The organism is Rhodococcus sp. MH15, from assembly GCF_019266045.1.
Lineage (GTDB): Bacteria > Actinomycetota > Actinomycetes > Mycobacteriales > Mycobacteriaceae > Rhodococcus_F > Rhodococcus_F qingshengii.
Map to the genome: position 1 here is coordinate 14,715 of NZ_LPNP01000075.1, position 20,569 is coordinate 35,283.

Below are 20,569 nucleotides of genomic sequence, written 5' to 3' on the forward strand. Positions count from 1 at the left end.
CTCGGAATCAAGGACGGCAACGCCGACTGCGCCGTTTCCGCAACATTGATGGCTTCGACGAGTTTCGCGCGTACCCGACACATCCCGACCACGTGAGTTTTGCCGAGGAGTTCGTCTCGGCGATGGCTGAGACCTACTCATCGGTTCAGCTCGAATTCTCCACCTAGATCCAGGCCACAGTGGCAGCCCGCCGAGTTTGTTGTGGTGCCCTCCGCTCAGCAGGTGAGCGGAGGGCACCACATCCAGTTGATCGGGGGCGGCCGACGTTCAGTGAGAACCGAGGGTGGGTTCCGGCCTCTCGCGCGACCGAGGTGGCCGAACGAGAAGTCGGAGTCGCTCGCCGAACGTCGGTCAGGCCGGCTTCGAGGCTCGTTCGGTCAGAGTCTCACCGCCGATGGCCCAATCGTCCTTCGACACTTCTTCGATCGTCACCCAGACGCTTGCCGGTTTCGCTCCTGTCGCTTCCACGTATGCGGCGGTCAGCTTTTTCAATAGTTCACGCTTCGCTTCGGCGGATTGGCCGGGGGTCTGCGTCACATGCAACAGCGGCATAGCGTGCTCCTTGAGGGTTTCTGTTGGGAAAGGCACTCGACAAACAACTTCGCTAATCGAGATCAATTGATCGGCGGGAACCGTGCCACGGCTAAGGGTAACAGCCTTGAGCGTCGATTAAAAATGTTGGGGTGCAATCAATTTGGTGTGTCGTGTCACTTTAGCTTGGAGTCAAGTAAGTGTCAGATAGCCATTCTTTATTGTGGATAAGATCATCTGTGGAATAACCGCGTTGATGATGCGTCGCTAGTGCGTACCTGGAAGGCGAGCCTTCCGGGGCCTTCAGAGTTGATGGGCGAAAGCGCTCGGTACGAACATGCGTAGTTTGAGCAATTATGAAGCGCCATTACGAGATTGGCGTGAATCTCTGATCGAACTCGATCGCGACTGGTTGCCGCTGTCACGTGGTGGCCTCGACCGCGCCGCCGCACTGCGCGACGATGCCGAGGGCGCTGCGGGAGGGGTGGGCAGCCGCTGGTGTCGCGGATGGACAACGGACCGGAGTTCGTATCCGCTGTGCTGCAACAGTTCTGCCGGGATCGGATCGGTATCTCTTAGATCTCGCCAGGGACACCGTGGAACAACGGACACATCGAATCCTTATGCAACCGACTGCGGAAGGAATGCCTCAACCGCAATCACTGGACGAGTCTACTCGAAGCGACGGTCGTGATCGGAGACTTCAAGGACGACCGCAACAGTCGGCACCGACACTCATCGCTGGGCTACCTCACCCCGGCCGTGTGCGCTGCCCAATGCACCCACACCCACCAACCCGTGGGTTGCGAGATTGACTGAACTCACGCAACCGGACTCTAGAACACGGTGGTCCGACTATCGGGGACCTGCCATCGGTACTCCGTCTTCGGAACGCTCCCGAATGACGGAATTCACGGGTGTTGCTGCGCACCGGCGCTAGGACCACTAGGGCGGCGATCATGTCAGTGAAGCCCACCGGCCCTGCAAGCTCGCCGGTGGGGCCCGCATTGGGGAACAGTGTCAGGCGGTGCTCCCCTCGTCGAGTGATCGGCCCCGTTATTCCGGCAATGCCCCGGAGTCGCGTAGACACGCAACCTCGTTCTCGGAAAGTCCGAGCTCGGCGAGAACAGTGTTGGTGTCGGCGCCGCGGTGGCGAGGGCCGAATCGCACTGAACCGGGGGAGTCGGACAGCTTTACTGGTACGCCGACACCTCGGTACCCGTCGCATTCGATCACCATCTTTCGGTGCCGCACCTGCGGAAGGTTGAGTGCCTCTCCGACGTTGTTTACTGCCCCCGAGGGAACGCCGGCCAGTCGAAGTGCGGCGGCCAGGGCCTCGCGTTGCCAACCGCCGATGAGTCCGCCGAGGATCTTGCGCAGCTGTACTGTGTTCGCCATACGATCGGTATTCGTGGTGAACCGTGGGTCCTCGGCGAGCTCGGGCGCGTCCAACGCGGTGGCGAGCGACCGGAACTGTCGGTCGTTGCCGGCACCAATGAAGAACGGTCCGTCACTGCAGATGAACGTCTCGTAAGGGCAGATGGTGGGATGGGCGACGCCGGTGCGTTCCGGCGCGACGCCGGTAGCGAACCATTTGCCGGCGTGTGGGTGCAGGATCGACACCGCGTTGTCGAGGAGCGCGAGGTCGACAAGCTGCCCGCGTCCGGTCTCGCGCCGGACGTGCAGCGCCATGAGGATGCCGTTCATCGCATTGAGGCCGGTGATGATATCCACCAGCGGGATCCCGATTCGCATCGCCTCGCCGTCAGCTTCGCCGTTGATACTCATCAGCCCGGACAGTGCCTGAAGCACTGCGTCGTACCCCGGCGCGCCACCAAGCGGCCCGTCGGTACCGTACCCGGTGATCCGGCAGTGTACGAGACGCGGAAACTCCGCGGCGAGTACGTCGTCTCCCAGGCCCCACCTCTCGAGCGTCCCGGCCTTGAAATTCTCGATCACGACGTCGGCCTCGGCGAGCATTCGGCGCAGAAGTTGCTGTCCTTCTTCGATTCGTAGGTCGACGCTGATGTTGCGCTTGTTGCGGTTGAGCCCGTCGAAGTACGTGCTGTGGTCTTCTCTGACGAACGGCGGGCCCCAACCGCGGGTTTCGTCGCCGGCTGGTGGCTCTACTTTCGTTACGTCCGCACCGTGGTCAGCGAGCATCTGCCCGCACAGTGGTCCGGCGAGCACCCGAGACAGGTCGACGACGCGAATGTCTGTGAGCGCGCCAGTCCGCGGAGGCAGCGCGGCTGAATTGGAAGAGGCGTCCCAGACGTCGGCCGAAAGGGCGTTGACTGTCGAGTCGGTCATGGCTGCTCATTCTGGTGGGTATTGAAGGGTCGGGCCGGCCGAGGGGGAAGGTAAATCATGGAGCCTTTAGGCATACAATTGAACAGGGAGTGGGGTCGGAAGGCTCCGAGGCGACTAGACATAGATGGACCTGTATTCAAGATAGTAATCCAGCGCCTCAGGGCCGAATTCTCGCCCAATTCCGCTGTGCTTCACGCCACCAAAGGGGGAGCCGATGTCCATCGAATAATAATTGATCCCCATTGTGCCAGACCTGATACGTGACGCGATATCCAGGCCATGCTCGTGATCCTCAGTAAATACGACCCCGCCCAAACCGAAGGCGGTGTCATTTGCTATACGAACGGCCTCATCCTCGGACCTATACGGGATAACGGAGATGACAGGACCGAATATCTCCTCCTGTGCCAGTCGACTGTTATTGTCCACGCTTCCAAAAATAGTAGGCGAAACAAACCACCCTCGCGTTAGGCCATCAGGCGGCTCGGCGCCGCCACGGACAAGCTGAAATCCCTCAGACTCCCCAAGCCGGATATAGTTTCTAACTCGCTCTCGGTGCTGATCGCTCACCATCGGGCCCAAAGTGACCGCGTCGTCAAGCGGGTCCCCCATCACCAGATCATCCACATAGGCAGCCAGGACATCTAGAACTTCCCGGGAACGACCATGGGGAACCAAGATACGGGAGTTTGTGGTGCACGTCTGCCCCCCGTTCTTAAATATGGCGTCGTCGAGGCTCCTAGCGAAGACATCCAGATCCGCATCAGGGAGCACGACGGCCGCCGACTTGCCGCCGAGCTCAAGCGATACCCTCTTAAGGGACCGGCCTGCCACCTCGCCTATCGCCTGCCCTGCAGCCGTTGAACCGGTAAATGCAATCTTGTCCACACCCGGATGGGCCACAAGGGCCTCGCCCGCGCGAACGCCACCAGCAACAATGTTGAGGACTCCAGGCGGCAGACCTGCATCTTCGGCTGCTTCCCCGAGCACATAGGCGTCAAGTGCAGTTTCGGGGGCAGGTTTCAAAACGACAGTGCACCCAGCGGCGAGAGCAGGAGCGATCTTGGCCATAGCCAGCAACTGAGGATAGTTCCACGCAACGATTGCACCAACAACACCGACTGGCTCTTGCCGCACAATGGTGTGCCCCTTCTTGCTGGGACGGCGAGTCTCAAAAGTCCGTGCCTCGGCGAGCTCAGCCATTGAACGCAGTATCGCTACCGGGGCCGCAGCGTTACTGATAATCGATAAAGACTTAATCATGCCATTCTGCTGACTGACCAAGCTCGCGGTGGATTCTCCTCGGCGCTCGAGGCTATCGGCGAACCGCCGCATAGCCTCGGCCCGTTCGTGCGGGGTGGAACGCCCCCAGGGGCCTTTGTCGAGTGCTGCCCGCGCGGCCAAAACAGCTTCGTCAATCTCCGAAGGACCACCCATTGCGGCAACGCCCAGCGGCCGCTCGGTTGCTGCTTCTGCAATAGTGAATAATTCTGGGTCGACAGCCTCTCGCCACTGTCCGTTAATATAAAACTTTCTGCGGTCGGCGCCACCGGCTGGGGGCATAATGTCACCTCTCCAAAATGGTCATATACCTTGTCTGCCAAGGTTTCTTGCGAAGAACAATTGCGGTCAATACGCTGCCGCAGCCAAACGAGGGGCAAAGCGTTGGAGCGTCTACAGTTGAAGCGAACGACTAGATGACTACTCGGCACCATAGCGATCGGTCCGTCTCGGGCCCGATCGAACTCCGTACGGACGACCCACATCTAGGAAGTCAGGCCCGCCAGGCTACTGTGCGACGCCACGTCGATTCACCTGCGCGGTGCGGACGGTGCCTTGTGACTTACCTTCACCGAACTGCTCAAGCGTGGTCGCATTGCAAAACATGTACAGCACATCCAGGTCCGATCCGCCAAACGTGCACGCAACAGCCCAGGCGTCAGGCACGAGAACGGAATCGGTGATCTCGCCGCCCTCCACAACGCGGTAGAAGCCGCTCTCCGGACCGTTGGTCAGGCCATTGCCGAACCAGACGCCGCCCTCGGTGTCTAGTGCAATCCCGTCAGGGTGCATGCTCTCATCGAGTTGCGCCCACACTCGGAAATTAGTCAAAGAACCATCGACGTTTACGTCAAAAGCATCGATCCGGTGACCGAAAGTCTCCGCGAGGAGCAAAGTTCGACCGTCCGCACTAAGAGCAGCTCCGTTCGGGAATATCACATCGCCTTCAACTTTGCTTACATTTCCCTCGGGTGTCACGTGGGCCAAAGTTGTTGCCTTCGGATCCTCAGCCCCAAGGTCAAAGCCAAAGTTACCAATGTAGGCATGTCCGGACGGCGATACCAGCATGTCGTTTGCCATTCCGCGGGCGATATGCGCGATATCGGCATACTCGCTGACGGATCCGTCGGACGAGATTCGCACAACCTCTTTCTTCGTCGGATCCAAGAGGACCACTAAGACCGATCCATCCTGCAGGAAACCAAGCCCGGACGGTGACTCTTCGAACGTCGCGAATGCAGTGTGGCTGCCGTCCTCTTCGAAAAGAAGAACGTGCTTGCCAAAAAAGTCGCTAGCCCATAGTCGACCATCGTGCCAGCGTGGCGCTTCGAGGTAGCCATGCCCACTTGATATTGTCTGCAGTGAATGGTTCTTCATTGCCTGTCCTTTCGGTGGTAGATATGGCGATTGCAGCTTCGAGTTAAACGCATCCTAGGCGCTAGTCAGGCCTCAAATTGCACCACGGTGTATTTCGCCGCGAACTCGGAGAGCAGCTCCTTTGCGCGAATATGAGCAGGATGCACGTCGTACTCGGCGTAGCCTGTTGGATCATGAAACGTAGCGGAAATCCCGTAGTCGCTACTCACGTCGCGCGAACTGACGTCTCTTCCATGCGCATAGGCATGTAGCAGCTCTGCACATTCGACAGACAGCTGATTAAGCGCTTCTGAAAACGCCGACATATTCGATTCGTCGATTGACTGCGTCCAGGTGATTGCTACCAGGTGATGGAAAGTCATGACACGGTTAGCCCGTCAGTGTAGCCGGACTCCTTCTCGGCCTGCCAGAATCCCATGTACGTCGGGTACCCATTCAGGTACTGCAGCATTTGCATTTTCTTGCCCGGAATATTGCCCCCGTTGTACCAAGACTTCGTTCCATGGAATATCGCCTTGGCATCGGTCTCGTTGATGTGCTTAGTCCAGGCCTTGTCCGCGTCAACCGTCGATTCGAAACGGGTGAGTCCGTTCGACCGAAGGTATTCAAAAAGCTCGATCATGACCTCGCCTTGACGCTCGGCGTTCGTGGACCCGTTCCCAAAGGCAGCAGGACTCTGGGGGCCGTAGACGAAAATGGCGTTCGGGAAACCGGCTGTGACTGCTCCGAGGTACGCGTCTACGCCCTGGCTCCATTTGTCACGTAGAGTGACGCCATTCGCGTTTCGTACGTCGATCGAGGTTAGTGCGCCGGTGTTGTTGTCGAATCCTGTAGCGAGAACGATAATGTCAAACTCGCCGTGCTCGGCTCCGTCGGCTGTGCGGATCCCAGTTTCGGTGAATCCGACGATCGGGGTCTCTTTGCTGGAGACAAGCGAGACGTTCGTCTGATTCATGACCTCATAATAGTTTTGGTGAAGGGCCGGCCGCTTGGCTCCGAATGGATGAGGGGCGACTTCTGGAGCCAGCAGCTCTGATTTGAGGGGGTCTTTGATCTGGGGCTTGATCTTGTTCTTCCAGAATTCATATGCCAGCGCATTTGTCTTCTCATTGAATAGATAGTCCGAGAAATTTCCCAGCCAGAATGCGAATCCGCCTTGATTCCACAGGCGCTCAAATACAGCATTGCGCTCTGCTTCAGGGGTTTCGACGCCGCTCCGGGGGTCAAAGTCGTAGTCGATCGCCGCGTGTGTTTCACGAGATTTCGCGGCGACGTCGGGCATTGTCTTCTTGATCGCAGCCTGTTCCTCGTCGTCGAAGTACTTCTGCTGCATGGGCAACGAAAGGTTAGGAGTGCGCTGGAAGACTGTGAGGTGGTCGACTACTGGGCCTGCTTCCTGCACAACCTGAACAGCGCTTGCGCCAGTTCCGATAATCGCGACGCGTTTCCCCGCCATATCCAGGTCGGATCGCCATCGTGCAGTGTGAACGAGTTCTCCTTGGTACGCATCCATATCTGGGATGGACGGTATGTAGGGCTCTGTAGTCGATCCTGTTGCGAACACCACGAACCTCGCCCGAAAAGCGGCCCCGTCCTGCGCTTCGAGCGTCCACATCCGCTGCTCTTCGTCGAACGTGGCGCTCACAACTTTAGTGTTGAAGCGACTGTCCTTGCTCAGGTCCAGTTTGGAGTCAACATAATTGAAGTAGCTGCGCATCTCCTCATGATCGGGGAACCTTTGTGAGAAGTCCCAATCCTGCCAGAGGTATTCGTCGGTGAACTGATACACCTGTGCGTGACTGTCGACCCTTGCTCCCGGGTAGCGATTGAGGCTCCAAGCCCCGCCGAAGCCGCCACTAGCTTCAAGGAGGATCACAGAGAACCCTCGGTCTCGAAGATGGCGCAGTTGATAGATGCCACCGAAACCACCACCGACAACGATGACGTCATAGGTAGGTGTTTCGGCAGACTGTTCCAGGTCGTTCTTTGGAGCGTGGGTTGTGGTCATCGATTTGGACCTTTCGAATGCTGAGTTGGGGAGGGTTGCCGTTCGCTGTAGCCCTCTGATTGCTGTAGCCCTCTGATTGCTGTAGCCCTCTGATTAGAGGGCCGAAGGTGCGGGAGGGGCGAGACCTGGAACGTGTGTGGCTGCGACCAAGGTCTTCTTTGGTGTGTGGTGTACACCATAGATAGGAGGCTCGAATTACGCAACTAAAAATAAAAATTCATAATTACGAAATTTTTGACTTCAATTTGCGTTTTGCTGCGTGACGGCGCGGCATGAAGGGGCTGTGGCTGGAGCGGCGAGCATGATGGTCAGGTACGCCTCGATCGTCTCGCAGGTGGAAGGCCGGCGGGTCTTCAGTGCGCATGTGGCGAGGCAGCAGAACTGGTCGACTTCCCGAGGGTTGTGATTCGCATTCGCGACTGCCTTTCGGGACATCGCGGCCGGCTCGAGTGATGCATCTGTGTGGCGACCTTGACGAATTGTTACGTTCATAGTGGTTCTGCCCGGTCGTCTACGTACGGTTGATCTAGGCGTTCGCGATCGGGCCGGTCGCGTTGGGTGCGCTGCTACTTTCAGTGCCACCACCCCGCGGTTACGCACGTCAGGGCCTGGTCCATCGAGTCGACTCCGCGGTGTTGCCTTCGGCGATAGTGTTACCACGCGACCGAAGTGGCCTTCCGGTTCCTTGGCCTGGAGAGTTGGGAGGCGACGATAAACGACAGCCCTGCTGGTGGGCGTTGATCGCGTTTCCGCGGGGAGCTGCCGGTCACGACGAGTTTGCTGCTCCGCTCGATTAGTTGATTAGTCGGGCGCACACCAGCGACTCTGAAGGTCTTCTCATCGATCTGATCGAACCCCCAGCGGCTAGTGCATCCCGGTCAGATCGGCCCACGGGTGCTCGCTGGAGTTGCCGGCGCGCCCGAATCCCGTACGCGCGGACCTGCGACTCCAACCCCAGTTCGAGTCGCATCTGATCATCGTCGATCCTGCCCTTGCCGCCGCGGTCAATATCGAGATCGCCCTCGGTATGAACGAACCCACTCGGTGTGAAGGGCAAAGAAACTGCTGCGGGAGTCCCAGCGCTAGAGTCACTGCTCTCAAGCTGTCGGCCGCTCTGTGGGCACTCGCGCATCACGCCGAGGCCGACCGTGAGGCGCTGGCGGCGTTCGCGGGCAAGTATCAGGGGCATTGACACGAGGGATCGTGGTCGCCCTCCATGGTGTGAGAAGCTTCGCGCACCGGAATTCGCACGTAGTCGCGCCCCTAGCGGGTCAGCGAAAGCCCCACTCCTCGGCGTGCTGGAGGCAGATCCTAGCGAGCTCGTCGCGCCGCTCTACAATCTTCTCGCGAACGCCAACCACACCGAGTGTGGCTATGGTTCGGCCGCGTTCCCGGAGCGCTACCGACACGCCGTCACCACGTTCGACAGCCACGCCCGGGGCGGCACACACGCCGGTGGCCCGTAGCGCCTCCAAGGAGTAGAGGAACTGCTCGATGTAGTCGGCGTCGGCCGCCGGGCGGGAGTTGAGGTATGCCCAGATGTCACGCTGCTCGCGGTCAGCCAATAGCAGCCACCCCGCGGACGTGCGCAGCAGGGAGCGCCGCAATCGGTTCTCCGCTAGGTACGCGTACTCCGGGTCGGAGGAGACGTGGTCGACGTAGAACAGGTCGTCGCCCACCGAGGTGGACAGCGCGATGGTCAGTCCAGCCTCGGCGTGCACTTGCTGAAGCTGTTCGTGACTTATCGACGTGACCGGGGGGCGTCCCGCGATGACGTTGAGCAGGTAGGGCGCTGTACCGAGGGTGTAGATACGGTCGCGTTCGTCGAGGTAGCCGACGGCGACGAGACCGTTGAGCAGCCCATGCACCGAACTCACCGGGGCGTTGAGAGCCTTTGCCACGGCCGTGAGGGTGAGACCGGCACCGGAGCGTGCGACGAGTTCGAGGATTGCTGCGACCCGGTCGATCATGCGATGGTGGGGACGCTCGGGAACTTGCTCGAAAGGTATGGCTCCGGCGGGCGGATGAGTGTCCGTCATTGCGACAGCGTAGCAACGACATCCCCACGCGCAGATTTCGTATATAAGTAATGAAATTCACTATTGTGTATCTATGGCATTTCTGGGAGACTTTCCAATTGATGAGGGGCATCCTCCGCGGCAGCGCGACCCGCGGTCTGGACTGCCCCTTGATTTGACTGTGCGCACTCCCTGAACAGCGGCACAGTCGACCCGATCGTCCGGGCGCCGCCCGGGCAGGACTCATCAGGAGGCTCCATGAGTTCGACTCTCGCGCCACCGACCACGGTGGCGACCGATGAGATGAACGCCCTGCGTGCCGAGGTGCGCGCGTTTCTCGCCGAGGAGGTTGCCGCCGGGCGTCTCGTACCCTGGGTCGACACCTGGCTCACCCGCTGGGACGAGGACTTCACCCGACGCCTCGCCGAACGCGGCTGGGTCGGGATGACGATCCCCACGGAGTTCGGTGGCCGTGGTCGAACCCACCTCGAGCGTTTCGTCGTCACTGAGGAACTGCTCTCCGTGGGCGCCCCCGTCGCCGCGCAGTGGGTTGCCGACCGACAGATCGCCCCCTCCCTGCTTCGCTACGGTACCGAGGAGCAGAAGCACCAGTATCTACCCCGCATCGCCGCCGGCGAGTGCTGTTTCGGTATCGGCATGTCCGAACCGGACTCCGGCTCCGACCTGGCCAGTGTCCGCACCAAGGGCGTTCAGGTCGACGGCGGCTGGCGGATCACCGGGACCAAGGTGTGGACCTCCGGGGCCCAACACGCGGAGGCGTTCATCGCCCTGTGCCGCACCGAACCGCTCGACATCTCGTACCGTCACGCGGGTCTGAGTCAGTTCATCGTCGACCTGCGCAGCGAGGGCGTCACCGTCCGGCCGATCGTCTCCCTCTCAGGGGACCATCACTTCAACGAGGTCGTCCTCGAGGACGTTTTTGTGGCGGACTCAATGGTCTTCGGCGCCCTCGGCAACGGGTGGGAACAGGTCAACTCCGAGCTCGCCTTCGAGCGTAGCGGCCCTGAACGGTTCCTCTCCTCGTTCCGCCTGTTCGCAGCGGAGATCGGTGCGATCTCCACAGGAGCCTTACCCGAGCGCAGCGACCTCGGCCGGACCGTGGCCCGGATGGCCGCACTGCACAACCTCAGCCAGAACATCGCCGGCGCGCTGCAGCGAGGTGAACCCGCCGACATCCCGGCAGCCCTCGTCAAGCTGCTCGGCACCGCCACCGAGGGTGACATCGTCGACGCCGTCTCCACCCGGTTCGGCGACGAGCTGGCGCCAGGTTTTGTCGGCACAAACGGCACCGCCGCGGTCGCCGAGATCCACGGCCTGCTGCGCGCGGGCCTCCACCAGCGCCCGGGCTTCACGCTCCGCGGCGGCACCAACGAGATTCTGCGCGGCGTCATCGCGCGGGGACTGGGGATGCGCTGATGACCACCACCACCACGACCGTCGACCTCTCAGTCGACGAGGACCTGCAGGCGATGCTCTCCGACGTCGTCTCCGGTTTCTCCGGCCCGGACGTCAGGCCCGACGCCGGCGCCGTGTGGTCGACACTGCGGGAGGTCGGCGTCGCCAGGCTCACCGCGCCCGAGGACGGCGGTGGCAGCGGAGCCGGCTGGGCCGAGGCCGCCGCGCTCCTGCGCACCGCGGCTGCCGCCGGGGTGGCCGTCCCGTACGCCGAGACTGACCTGCTGGCCGGGCCGCTCCGGCGCGCCGCCGGGATCGACGACTCGTCCGACTCCACCGCGACCGTCGCGCTGCTCGATTCCTCCGGGACCGCACATGGTGTCCAGTGGGCCGGTGCCACCTCCACTGTAGTGTGCGTGCGCCCCGCCGGCGATACGCACGAGCTCGCGGACGTGCCCACCGACCGGTTGACGATCACTTCCCTTGAGGGCATCTCGGTAGTGCCGGCCGGCTCTGTCATCGTCGGTGAGGGCATCTCCTGGTCACCTGTCCCCACGGCGGCCGTCGAGGCGTACGTCCTGCGCGGCGCGCTCGCCCGTGCAGTGCAGTGTGTCGGGGCAATGGACGGCATGCTCGCCTCGGCGATTGAGCACACCACTGCCCGCAGCCAGTTCGGTCGCGCCCTGGCAAAGTTCCAGTCCGTGCAGAACCTCGTCGTCGACATCGCCGCCGAGTCCGTGCTGGCCCGCGCTGCCGTGGACGCCGCGCTCGCCGACGCCCTCGGCGGCGAGCTGTCCCAGTTTCGCGTTGCGGTCGCGCGCAGCGTCGTTTCGCAGGCTCTGGCCGTGGCGGTGCGCAACGTCCATCAGGTGCACGGCGCGATCGGGACCACCCACGAGCACACCCTGCACCGGGTCACCCTTCCCGCCCTGCAGTGGCGTGGCGAGTTCGGGTCACCGGCGTTCTGGGAGGGGGTCCTCTCCCGCGTGGCCATCGTCGGCGGCATGGACGGCGTTTGGCCGATGGTCGTCGATGGCGCCTGCGTCGAGGGTGCCGCGAGCCGGTACCTCGAAGCCGTGATCGCAAGGTCCGTGTGATGCATACGGAACCGCCACGATCTCCTCCGCGGTCGAGCCTTCACCTCCCTGCTTGAGGTCGAATGCAGAAGCCGACCACAGTCGACAGTCCTACACAGCAACAGCGTTGGCACCAACACATGCGTTCCCGTGCATACCCCCAACCGGCGAGCATCTCGGAGGGGCGCGATGGACCAGGTGCGGTGGAAGCCTGTGCTGAACGCGTTTGCGAGCGAGTTCGTTGGCCGGGATCGGAGACTCACTGATGGAAACCAGCCGAATCATGAGCCTCATTTTTTTTGCCGGGCGCACGTAAAGCTTTGCCCACGGCGCTCGCACTTTGACACATTCGAGTCGGACTAGTGCTAGTGCGGTGCCTGGAAGCGGAGTCCTCCGGCGCCTTCAGAGTTGATGCGGAAAAGCACGCGGTATGAACATAAATTGTCTGAGCAATTCTGAAGCGCCATTACGATATTGGGAGTGAATCCATGATCGATCCCCATCGCGCCTGGCCGCCGCTTTCACGTGGTGGTCTCGACCGCGCCGCTGCACTGCGCGACGACACGGAGGCACTGCGGGAGGGGTGGCCGACGGCGCGACTTCTGCGAGTCAACGGGCTCGGGCAAGTTCGTCTCATGGAGAAGCATGTGCTGCTGGAACCGGCTTCCGACCGTTACTTCGAGCCTCCGGAGCACGCGGTGCTGCTCGGTGTCTTCGACGGGGACCACGAATGGGCGGTGCGGGGCGACGAAGGTTTCAATGATCGCTTACTTCCAAGCCGATGTAATGGCTCGCTTGGATCAAGAGGTGCTGTCGAGTTCGGCGACCTCCGTTCCCATGGTGCACTCCTCGATACCACCGACGCCGAAAGATGTGCCGTAGCTCTGGCACTGCTGAACTGGCACGACGACGCGGGCTTCTGTTCGCGCGATGGACATCCGACAACGATGGCATCGGCCGGATGGGTGCGGGTATGCACGAAATGCGGCCGTGAGGAGTATCCACGCACCGATCCTGCAGTAATTTGCCTGGTGCACGATGGCGCCGACCGAGTACTGCTTGCGCGCCAATCGATGTGGCCAACCCGGAGGTTTTCCATCCTGGCCGGATTCGTCGAGGCCGGGGAGTCACTGGAGAGTTGCGTGGCGCGGGAAGTCGCCGAAGAGGTCGGTCTCACGGTCTCCGATGTGCAGTACTTCGGGAGTCAGCCATGGCCATTCCCTCGATCGGCAATGCTCGGCTTCCACGCCGTGGCCGATCCGATGCAAAAGCTCGTCTTCGTGGACGGTGAGATCGCCGAAGCGATCTGGCTTACCCGTGCGGAGGTGCGTGCACTCCTGGCTGTGGGGGACTGGACGAGCCGTGCAGAGACTCAGCTGTTATTGCCCGGGGCCGTCTCGATTGCACGAAGCATGCTCGAGGCCTGGGCTGCGGACGAGCCTGGATAGTGCAAACATTTGGATGGTGATCCGAGGGCGACAGGCGGGTTAGTTCCACCAGTGATGGAGGTTGTTGAAGTTGGGCCTCCCAAGAGGAAGATTCCCACCTCACGGGGTGAGCTCGAACGCCGAGAAACATAACGCATAGTGTTGCCCTACGTCGAAGAAATCAGGGCAACTTCACCGCCATCTGTCGCTGCTGCGGCATCAGTTGAACAAGCGGCCGAGGCCTCTTCAGTGTCCCGCCGATCACTGCTGTATGGACGAAAATGTGACCCATCTGAATCGAACTGCTCTCTCCGGCAACGAAACCCGGCGTGGGCAATGGTCGTCGGGTGACTAATCCAACTGCGCATGGTCAAGCGCAAAATGGCAGTTACGGGACCGCGCGAGACCATAGCCGCCGTCAAAGCCTAAGCCGGCCACAAGGTAGTCGGAGAAACGCCGCATGGCCCGTATCCATGTTCGAGGAAGCTTGGTCGGATCGAGCATTTTCGTGCGAGCATCCATGCACGGGCTTCGTGGTGCCTGGGCGCATCTCCGCCACGCTCAGGGGATGTCTGCGAACAGGAAAAGAAGGTGCACCGGCTTCATTCCGTATACGGGCAGGCGTCAGTTCGACGGGGCTGCTGAAGTTTGGTTTGATTCCCAACTTCTGAGGATTGAACTGCTCTTCGGCGTAATGAGACCTATGCCCAGGCCCAATCTCGCGGAGTTCTGCCGCGACGCGGTCACGGTCCCTTGCAAGAACGAAGCCCCGCTTTTCCAGATCGCGAAAGACTTCTGGCAGGTCACCGAGGCGGGAACCTCGATCGGGGTGCCGGTCACGGCCAGGTTGCGTACCAGCTAATACAGGGTACATCAGCTTATTGGCAAGTTGGCCTGCGAGAGATACGCCGCGACTCGGCGCAGTTCTTCGTTTTCCTGTTCTCGAGTAGGCCAATCGACGTTTCATCGAACGGATCTCGGAGGATGCGTCGTCAGTTGCGCAGGGCGGATGTCGTCCTCGTCGTGAGCTTTGTTGAGTCAACTGCGCAGTGCGACTTCACTACCGCCGCCAGCGCAACACTGCTGATGAGTTCATTCAGATTCTCGCGAGGGTATGGGATTCGTGAGTCTTCCGGGGTAGTTGTTGGACTGGTCGATCATTGCACGATGCGGCAGGATCTTGCCCCGATTTGAGTTAGTGGTGATTGACATATGGTTTGGATGCGTTCTACGCTACAAGAGAATCACGGCGGCTTCCGTTCATAGATAGATGAGTCTCAATGGACGTTTGAAGCCCCATCCTCGATGTGCCTAGGCACCACACAGACAGGACGGTCATGACATGGCTCAGTTTGAGTTCATCGACTGGCAGGAGAACGGCACGACCGCGACTGTGTGGTTGAACCGACCTCCGGCGAACGCGGTAAACCAGGCGATGTACGTCGAGATGAAGGAGTTCTTCGACAACGTCGACGTGCACCTGCCGGACGCGCGGGTCCTGATCCTCGCCGGCCGGGGCAAGCACTTTTGCGGTGGCAATGACCTGGAGGAGTTCAAGACGCTGGATCCGGAGAACTCGCCAGGACGGATGAAGCAGGTGCGTGAGGCGTTCTTCGCCATCTATGACAGCACCAAGCCGGTCATCGCCGCGGTTCAGGGCGCTGCGGTCGGTACCGGGCTGGCCATCGCTGCTTCCTGTGATCTGGTGGTGGCCGCCGAGAGTGCCCGGTTCGCGTTGCCGGAGGTGAAGGTGGGTGTGATGGGTGGAGCCAAGCACCTGTCCCGGATGGTGCCTCAAGGCGTGGTCCGGCTGATGCACCTGAGTGGTGATCTGATTCCAGCGGAAAAGCTCCTCCACTATGGGGGGATCGTGGATGTCGTTCCCGACGATGAGCTGTATGCGAGGGCGCAGTCGTTGGCCGAGTCGCTGGCGCGGCACAGCCCGGCCGCTTTGCGGATCGCCAAGCAGAGCCTGAACGCCATCGAGTACACGGACCTGAAGAGCGGCTACGAGTTCGAGCAGTCCTTGACCGGTGAGCTGTCGGGCTACGAGGACTCCAAGGAGGCGCTCAGCGCGTTCTTGGAGCGCCGCACGCCCGTGTACACGGGGCGGTGAACGTCGTGTCGACGGTGGAACTGGAGGGCTATCGTGCCCTGGCGCGGGAATGGCTGGCCGCGGCCGACGTTCCGCATGTGCCGCTGGACCTGGATGAGCGCTTCGCTGTGCTACGCGAGTGGCAGCACACGTTGTTCGACGCCGGTTGGATCGGTATCAGCTGGAGTCGGGAGGCAGGTGGACAGGGCCTGACGCCGATGCATCAACTGGTGTTCGCCGAGGAGTTGGCGCGGGCACGGGCGCCGATGCCGATCGGCCTGATCGGGCTCGATGTGGTCGGTCCGTCCATCGACCATCACGGTCAGTCGTGGCAGCGTGAAGAGCTGTTGCCCGAACTGTTGTCCGGCGAGCACATCTGGTGTCAGGGATTCTCCGAACCGAATGCAGGCTCCGACCTCGCCTCGTTGCGGACCCGTGCGGTGATCGATGGCAAGGACTTCGTGATCTCGGGCCAGAAGGTGTGGACGAGTTGGGCGCACAAGTCGCAGTGGTGCGCGTTGTTGGTGCGCACCGATCCGGGCGCTCACAAGAACGCCGGTATCAGCTATGTCTTGGTGGACATGAGCTCACCGGGGATCACTGCGCGTCCGCTGGAGCAGATGACCGGTGATCGCGAGTTCTGCGAGGTGTTCTTCGACGAGGTGCGGGTACCGCGCCGAAACCTGGTCGGTGAGTTGAACCAGGGCTGGACGGTGGCCACGCACACGCTGGGCATAGAGCGGGCCGCCTACACGGTGCGCCGGCGCGTCGACTACGAGGTCGCGTTCGAGGATGCCGTGGCCGCCTTGCGGGAATCTGACCTGCCGGGGCCGGAGACTGCCCTCGGGCGGCGTGTTCGCGTGGCGCTCGGACGGGCGCAGATCGCGTTGCGAGTCTTGGGCGCCCAGACCCGCCAGACTGTCAAGCGTTTGGACGCAGGCGAGGTCCCGACTCCCGAGGACTCCGTGGACAAGTTGCTCCTCAACGGCATCGAGCAGACCGTGTTCGGCTCGATCGCCGAGCTGCTTGGCCCGTCGCGGGCGCTGTCGGGATCGACGCCTCTCGGCCTGGAGGCCGACCGGTGGGTGCATGACCACCTCTACTCACGGTCAGCCTCGATCTATGGGGGCACGTCGCAGGTCCAGCGCAACATCATCTCCGAGCGACTTCTAGGACTTCCCCGTGGCTGACAACGACACCATCGCCTACCTGGCGGCAACCGTCGACGACTTCCTGCGGTCCGTGTACGACGCTGATACTCGCCGGCGCATCCTTTCGTCGCCCGACGAGCGTTCGAGCCTGGTTCCCGCTCTGGCTGAACTCGGCACGTTTGCCGTGGTCTGGGGGGAGGAGCATGGTGGGCTCGGGCTTCCACTCTCGGCATTAGGTCCTCTCTTCATCCAGTATGGCCGTCACCTTCTCGCCGGCCCGATGCTGGAGAACTCGCTCTTGCCCGGCACCGTGTACGACCACGCCTCTGCAGAGGGCCGCAAGCTCTTGGCGGACACTGTGGAGAACGGGTCGGTGCTGGCGTTCCTCGATCCTGCCGTGACCGACCATTGGTCGGGACGACTCGGCTCGGTTACGAGCGTGGACGGCAAGCTGCACGGGACGTTCGAGGCGGTTCGCTTCGGTAGTGAGGCGTTGGCCCTTCTTGTCGTCGCCGACCGGGACGGCAACCCTGTGCTGCACCTGATCGAGCCGACGACCCCGGGAGTGCGGATCGAGGCTGTCGGCAGCGCTGACCCGGCTGTAAACTTCAGCCGGGTCACGCTCGACGGGGCCCAGGGGGCTCCGGTGGGCGATGCGGCGACAGCGCCGGAAGTTCTGGCGCGAGTCCGGCGGTGGAGCCGGGTGCTCATCGCTTGTGAGCTGAGCGGAATTGCCACCAGCTGCGTCGAGTTGGCGGTCGAGTACGCGAAACAGCGGGAGCAGTTCGGAAGGGTCATCGGCTCCTTCCAGGCGATCAAGCACATGCTGGCGGACATGCACACCGAGGCTGTCTCCCTGCACAACTTCTGTGAGGCCGTCGCCGGCGAGTTGGACGAACTACCCCACGCCGAGGCTGAACTCAGCGCCGCGGCATTGAAGGCCCATGCCGCCACTGTCGCCGTCTCTGTCTGCGAAGGCGCGATCCAGGTGCATGGGGGTATCGGCTTCACCGCGGAGGCCGACATCCACTGGTACTACAAGCGTGCGCTCGCGTTGCGGGCTTGGTACGGCGACAGTACGGAACTCGAGGAAGAAGTCGGAGCGCTCGTGCTGGACAAGGCGACGGCACGGACGGTCGAAAGGGTCTGAACGATGGTCACCACACATCTGAACGCGGACTTCATCGCGGAGTCCACCGCATCGGAGGCTTGGCAGGGGAACTTTATCGACGCCTATCTGTCAGACGCCGCCCAGACGGTCCCCGACCGCACCGCTGTCGTCGACCGCGGACGAACGTGGACCTTCGCACAGTTCGACGCCATCGTCGACGCTCTCGGCGCGGCACTCCAGCGCCACGGCATCGGACACGGCGATGTCGTCTCGTGGCAGTTGCCGAACTGGTCCGAGGCGTGTGCGGTCCATCTTGCCGCGATCCGGATCGGCGCGATCAGCAATCCGATCATGCCGATCTTCCGACACTCGGAGACCCGATTCATCCTGGAGCAGGCGAAGTCCAAGATCGCGTTCATCCCGGCGACGTTCCGCAACTTCGACTTCCCCGAGATGTTCGCGGAGATCTCGTCGGACTTGTCGGCGTTGCAGACGGTCGTGATCGTGGGCAAGGCGCAACGCGATCACGAGGTTCTCTTCGAGGACTTCCTCGACGGCTTCCACGGCAGCAAGCCGGCCCCGGTCACTCGCGACGCCAACGACCTGGCGCTCTTGCTGTACACCTCCGGCACGACCTCGGCCCCGAAGGGCGCGTTGCACACGCACAACACGCTCGACTACGAGAACCGAAGCATTATCGAACTGCTCGGCCTGACCCAGGAAGACGTCGTGTTCATGCCATCTCCTGTAGGGCACATCACCGGCATCCTGTACGGCATCCAGATGCCGCCGATGCTGCGAAGCAGTGTCGTTCTGCTGGACATCTGGGAGCCCACGGCCGGCCTGGAACTGATCCAAGAACACCAGTGCACCTTCATGCTCGCGGCCACACCGTTCCTATACGGGCTGGTCCACCACCCGTCGCTCGGCGAGTACGACGTCTCATCGCTGAGAAGCTTCCTGTGCGGAGGCGCAGATGTCCCGCCGGATCTGATCCTCAACGCCACGACCGCGTTGGACTGCATGGTCGCCCGGGTATACGGATCGACCGAGTATCCAACCGCCACAAGCGGCAGCGCCGCCGACCCGCTGGAGAAGCGCGCCAACACCGACGGCCGTGCCATCGGTCTGGCCCGCATCAGGATCGTCGATGAGCACGAGAACGACCTCGGCGAAGGTAAGGACGGCGAACTGCTCGCACGAGGGCCCGAGATGTTCGTCGGCTACCTCGACGCCGAGTTGAACAAGTCCGCGTTCACTGACGACGGCTGGTTCCGCACCGGAGACCTCGGACGTATCGACGATGAGGGTCACCTGGAGATCACTGGCCGCAAGAAGGACATCATCATCCGCGGCGGCGAGAACCTCAGCGCGAAGGAGGTCGAGGACCACCTCTTCGCCCACCCGAGGGTTGCCGAGGTTGCCGTCGTGGGCTCACCCGATCCGGTGCTGGGCGAGCGGGTCTGCGCAGTCATCGTCCCCGAGCCGGATGCGACTGTGGAGCTCGCCGAACTCATCGAGTGGCTGCTTGAGCGCAAGATCGCCAAGCAGAAGCTTCCCGAGAGCCTGATCGTGCTCGACCAGATGCCCCGTACAGCTAGCGGAAAGATCCAGAAGTTCAGGCTGCGTGACCTAGCCAAGGACGGGGTCGAGCACGAGGCGTCCTCCGGAGCATCAGACGCGGGCGACTGCCCATCGACCATGTCCACCCTTCGATCAAGCCACCCCACCACCTAAACGACGGCCGTAGGTCGTCGTGGAACGGAATGTCATGAACGAGCACGAGCTGACCATCTTCTCCACGGGCCACCAGTTCCTGGAGGCTCCCCGCTGGCAGGACGAAAGCCTGTGGGCCAGCGACTTCTTCGCCAAGACGGTCAAGCGTTTCGCAGCCGACGGCTCCTACCAGACCGTCGTCGAGGTCGAGGGCGCCCCCTCCGGCCTAGGCTTCCTCCCAGACGGCTCAGCGCTCGTGGTCTCCCAGGCCGACAAGTGCATCCTGAAGGTCTCGCCCGACGGCACACAGAGCATGCACGCGGACTTCAGCCAGTTCGCCGGAGGCATCGGCAACGACATGCTCGTCACCAAGGTCGGCCACGCCTACGTGGGCAACTTCGGGTTCGCGCTCGGTGAGGAAGACCCCAAGACGACCCGCCTGGTCCACGTCGATCCCAGCGGCAAGGGCCACCAAGTCGGCGGCGAGCTGCTCTTCCCCAACGGCATGGCGATCCAGAACGGCTCGGTCCTGCTCGTCGCCGAGACCTGGAACCACCGGATCACCGCGTTCGACATCGCCGCCGACGGCTCGCTGAGCAACCAGCGGGCTTGGGCGCAGCTCGACGACGCCTACCACCCGGACGGTATCGCGCTCGACGCCGACGGCGGCGTGTGGTTCGGCAACGCCCTGACCCTTGAGGAGGACAGCGGCTTCTACCGTGTAGTCGAAGGCGGCGAGATCACCGACAAGGTGAGCAACCCCGGCGCCTGGTCCGTCGCCTGTGCCTTCGGCGGCGACAACCTCGACACGCTCTACATGACCTGCAACACCACGACGCTGGAGGAGTTCCACGTCGGCAAGTCCTCGGCCGCGATCGCCACGGCCAAGGTCGGACGCAATGGCGCGCCTGCGGCCTGAGTGCGAGTATTCTTTTAGACTGAGCGGGGTCCCGGCAACCATGTCCCGGCCCCCTCGGCTGATCCCTCCCTCGTAGCGATATCACCGTGTAGCAACGCTGCGCGGCCCCTGAGGTGTAGTACTGTTCTGCTCG

17 protein-coding genes and 1 pseudogene are annotated in these 20,569 nt (G+C 62.0%); 11 read left to right on the top strand and 7 right to left on the bottom strand.

Annotation, left to right across the window (positions count from 1 at the left end; genetic code table 11):
• Positions 1-351: 351 nt before the first annotated feature.
• A complete protein-coding gene (locus tag ATN37_RS21450) occupies positions 352-552 on the bottom strand; it encodes a 4-oxalocrotonate tautomerase family protein (protein ID WP_054828455.1) in 201 nt (66 codons plus the stop codon).
• Positions 553-1,164: 612 nt separating this feature from the next.
• On the opposite strand from ATN37_RS21450, the pseudogene ATN37_RS33180 reads away from it, so the two are divergent.
• Positions 1,165-1,230: pseudogene (locus tag ATN37_RS33180) on the top strand (hypothetical protein); the annotation flags it as partial.
• Positions 1,231-1,587: 357 nt separating this feature from the next.
• On the opposite strand, the gene ATN37_RS21460 reads toward ATN37_RS33180, so the two are convergent.
• From ATN37_RS21460 to ATN37_RS21480, 5 genes are all read right to left on the bottom strand, one after another.
• The gene (locus ATN37_RS21460; RefSeq protein WP_058036910.1) at positions 1,588-2,841 is read right to left on the bottom strand and encodes a CaiB/BaiF CoA-transferase family protein; all 1,254 of its coding nucleotides are present in this window, start codon (positions 2,839-2,841) and stop codon (positions 1,588-1,590) included.
• A gap of 114 nt (positions 2,842-2,955) precedes the next feature.
• Positions 2,956-4,404 carry an aldehyde dehydrogenase gene (locus tag ATN37_RS21465; RefSeq protein ID WP_058036911.1) on the bottom strand — a complete coding sequence of 483 codons (1,449 nt, stop codon included), beginning with the start codon at positions 4,402-4,404 and terminating at the stop codon, positions 2,956-2,958.
• Positions 4,405-4,629: 225 nt separating this feature from the next.
• Complete coding sequence (locus tag ATN37_RS21470) at positions 4,630-5,499, bottom strand: SMP-30/gluconolactonase/LRE family protein (RefSeq protein ID WP_058036912.1); 870 nt, start codon at positions 5,497-5,499, stop codon at positions 4,630-4,632.
• Positions 5,500-5,564: 65 nt separating this feature from the next.
• Positions 5,565-5,861: a Dabb family protein gene (locus ATN37_RS21475; RefSeq protein ID WP_058036913.1), complete on the bottom strand. Its 297-nt coding sequence runs from the start codon at positions 5,859-5,861 to the stop codon at positions 5,565-5,567.
• Positions 5,858-7,507 carry an NAD(P)/FAD-dependent oxidoreductase gene (locus ATN37_RS21480; protein ID WP_058036914.1) on the bottom strand — a complete coding sequence of 550 codons (1,650 nt, stop codon included), beginning with the start codon at positions 7,505-7,507 and terminating at the stop codon, positions 5,858-5,860. Before ATN37_RS21480 ends, ATN37_RS21475 begins: the two co-directional genes overlap by 4 nt.
• A gap of 907 nt (positions 7,508-8,414) precedes the next feature.
• Here ATN37_RS21480 and ATN37_RS21485 point away from each other — a divergent pair.
• Positions 8,415-8,699 (top strand): hypothetical protein, encoded by a 285-nt coding sequence (locus tag ATN37_RS21485; protein WP_058036915.1) that lies wholly within the window; start codon positions 8,415-8,417, stop codon positions 8,697-8,699.
• A gap of 79 nt (positions 8,700-8,778) precedes the next feature.
• Here ATN37_RS21485 and ATN37_RS21490 read toward each other — a convergent pair whose 3' ends face one another.
• Complete coding sequence (locus tag ATN37_RS21490) at positions 8,779-9,546, bottom strand: IclR family transcriptional regulator (RefSeq protein ID WP_058036916.1); 768 nt, start codon at positions 9,544-9,546, stop codon at positions 8,779-8,781.
• Positions 9,547-9,783: 237 nt separating this feature from the next.
• Between ATN37_RS21490 and ATN37_RS21495 the strand changes: the two genes are divergently transcribed.
• From ATN37_RS21495 to ATN37_RS21535, 9 genes are all read left to right on the top strand, one after another.
• The gene (locus ATN37_RS21495; RefSeq protein ID WP_058036917.1) at positions 9,784-10,962 is read left to right on the top strand and encodes an acyl-CoA dehydrogenase family protein; all 1,179 of its coding nucleotides are present in this window, start codon (positions 9,784-9,786) and stop codon (positions 10,960-10,962) included.
• Positions 10,962-12,038 (top strand): acyl-CoA dehydrogenase family protein, encoded by a 1,077-nt coding sequence (locus tag ATN37_RS21500; protein WP_058036918.1) that lies wholly within the window; start codon positions 10,962-10,964, stop codon positions 12,036-12,038. Before ATN37_RS21495 ends, ATN37_RS21500 begins: the two co-directional genes overlap by 1 nt.
• A 467-nt stretch (positions 12,039-12,505) precedes the next feature.
• Positions 12,506-13,465: an NAD(+) diphosphatase gene (gene nudC, locus ATN37_RS21505; protein ID WP_054828529.1), complete on the top strand. Its 960-nt coding sequence runs from the start codon at positions 12,506-12,508 to the stop codon at positions 13,463-13,465.
• Between the two features lie 682 nt (positions 13,466-14,147).
• Positions 14,148-14,306 (top strand): hypothetical protein, encoded by a 159-nt coding sequence (locus ATN37_RS21510; protein WP_156423038.1) that lies wholly within the window; start codon positions 14,148-14,150, stop codon positions 14,304-14,306.
• A gap of 480 nt (positions 14,307-14,786) precedes the next feature.
• Positions 14,787-15,560: an enoyl-CoA hydratase-related protein gene (locus ATN37_RS21515; RefSeq protein ID WP_058036920.1), complete on the top strand. Its 774-nt coding sequence runs from the start codon at positions 14,787-14,789 to the stop codon at positions 15,558-15,560.
• Between the two features lie 5 nt (positions 15,561-15,565).
• Positions 15,566-16,729, top strand: coding sequence for an acyl-CoA dehydrogenase family protein (locus ATN37_RS21520; protein ID WP_253741105.1), 1,164 nt, complete (start codon positions 15,566-15,568; stop codon positions 16,727-16,729).
• Positions 16,722-17,840 (top strand): acyl-CoA dehydrogenase family protein, encoded by a 1,119-nt coding sequence (locus ATN37_RS21525; protein ID WP_058036922.1) that lies wholly within the window; start codon positions 16,722-16,724, stop codon positions 17,838-17,840. Before ATN37_RS21520 ends, ATN37_RS21525 begins: the two co-directional genes overlap by 8 nt.
• Positions 17,841-17,843: 3 nt before the next feature.
• Positions 17,844-19,538 carry an AMP-binding protein gene (locus ATN37_RS21530; protein ID WP_082661270.1) on the top strand — a complete coding sequence of 565 codons (1,695 nt, stop codon included), beginning with the start codon at positions 17,844-17,846 and terminating at the stop codon, positions 19,536-19,538.
• A 34-nt stretch (positions 19,539-19,572) separates the two neighbouring features.
• Positions 19,573-20,436, top strand: a complete 864-nt coding sequence (locus tag ATN37_RS21535; RefSeq protein WP_058036923.1) for an SMP-30/gluconolactonase/LRE family protein — start codon at positions 19,573-19,575, stop codon at positions 20,434-20,436.
• The last annotated feature ends 133 nt before the right edge of the window (positions 20,437-20,569 follow it).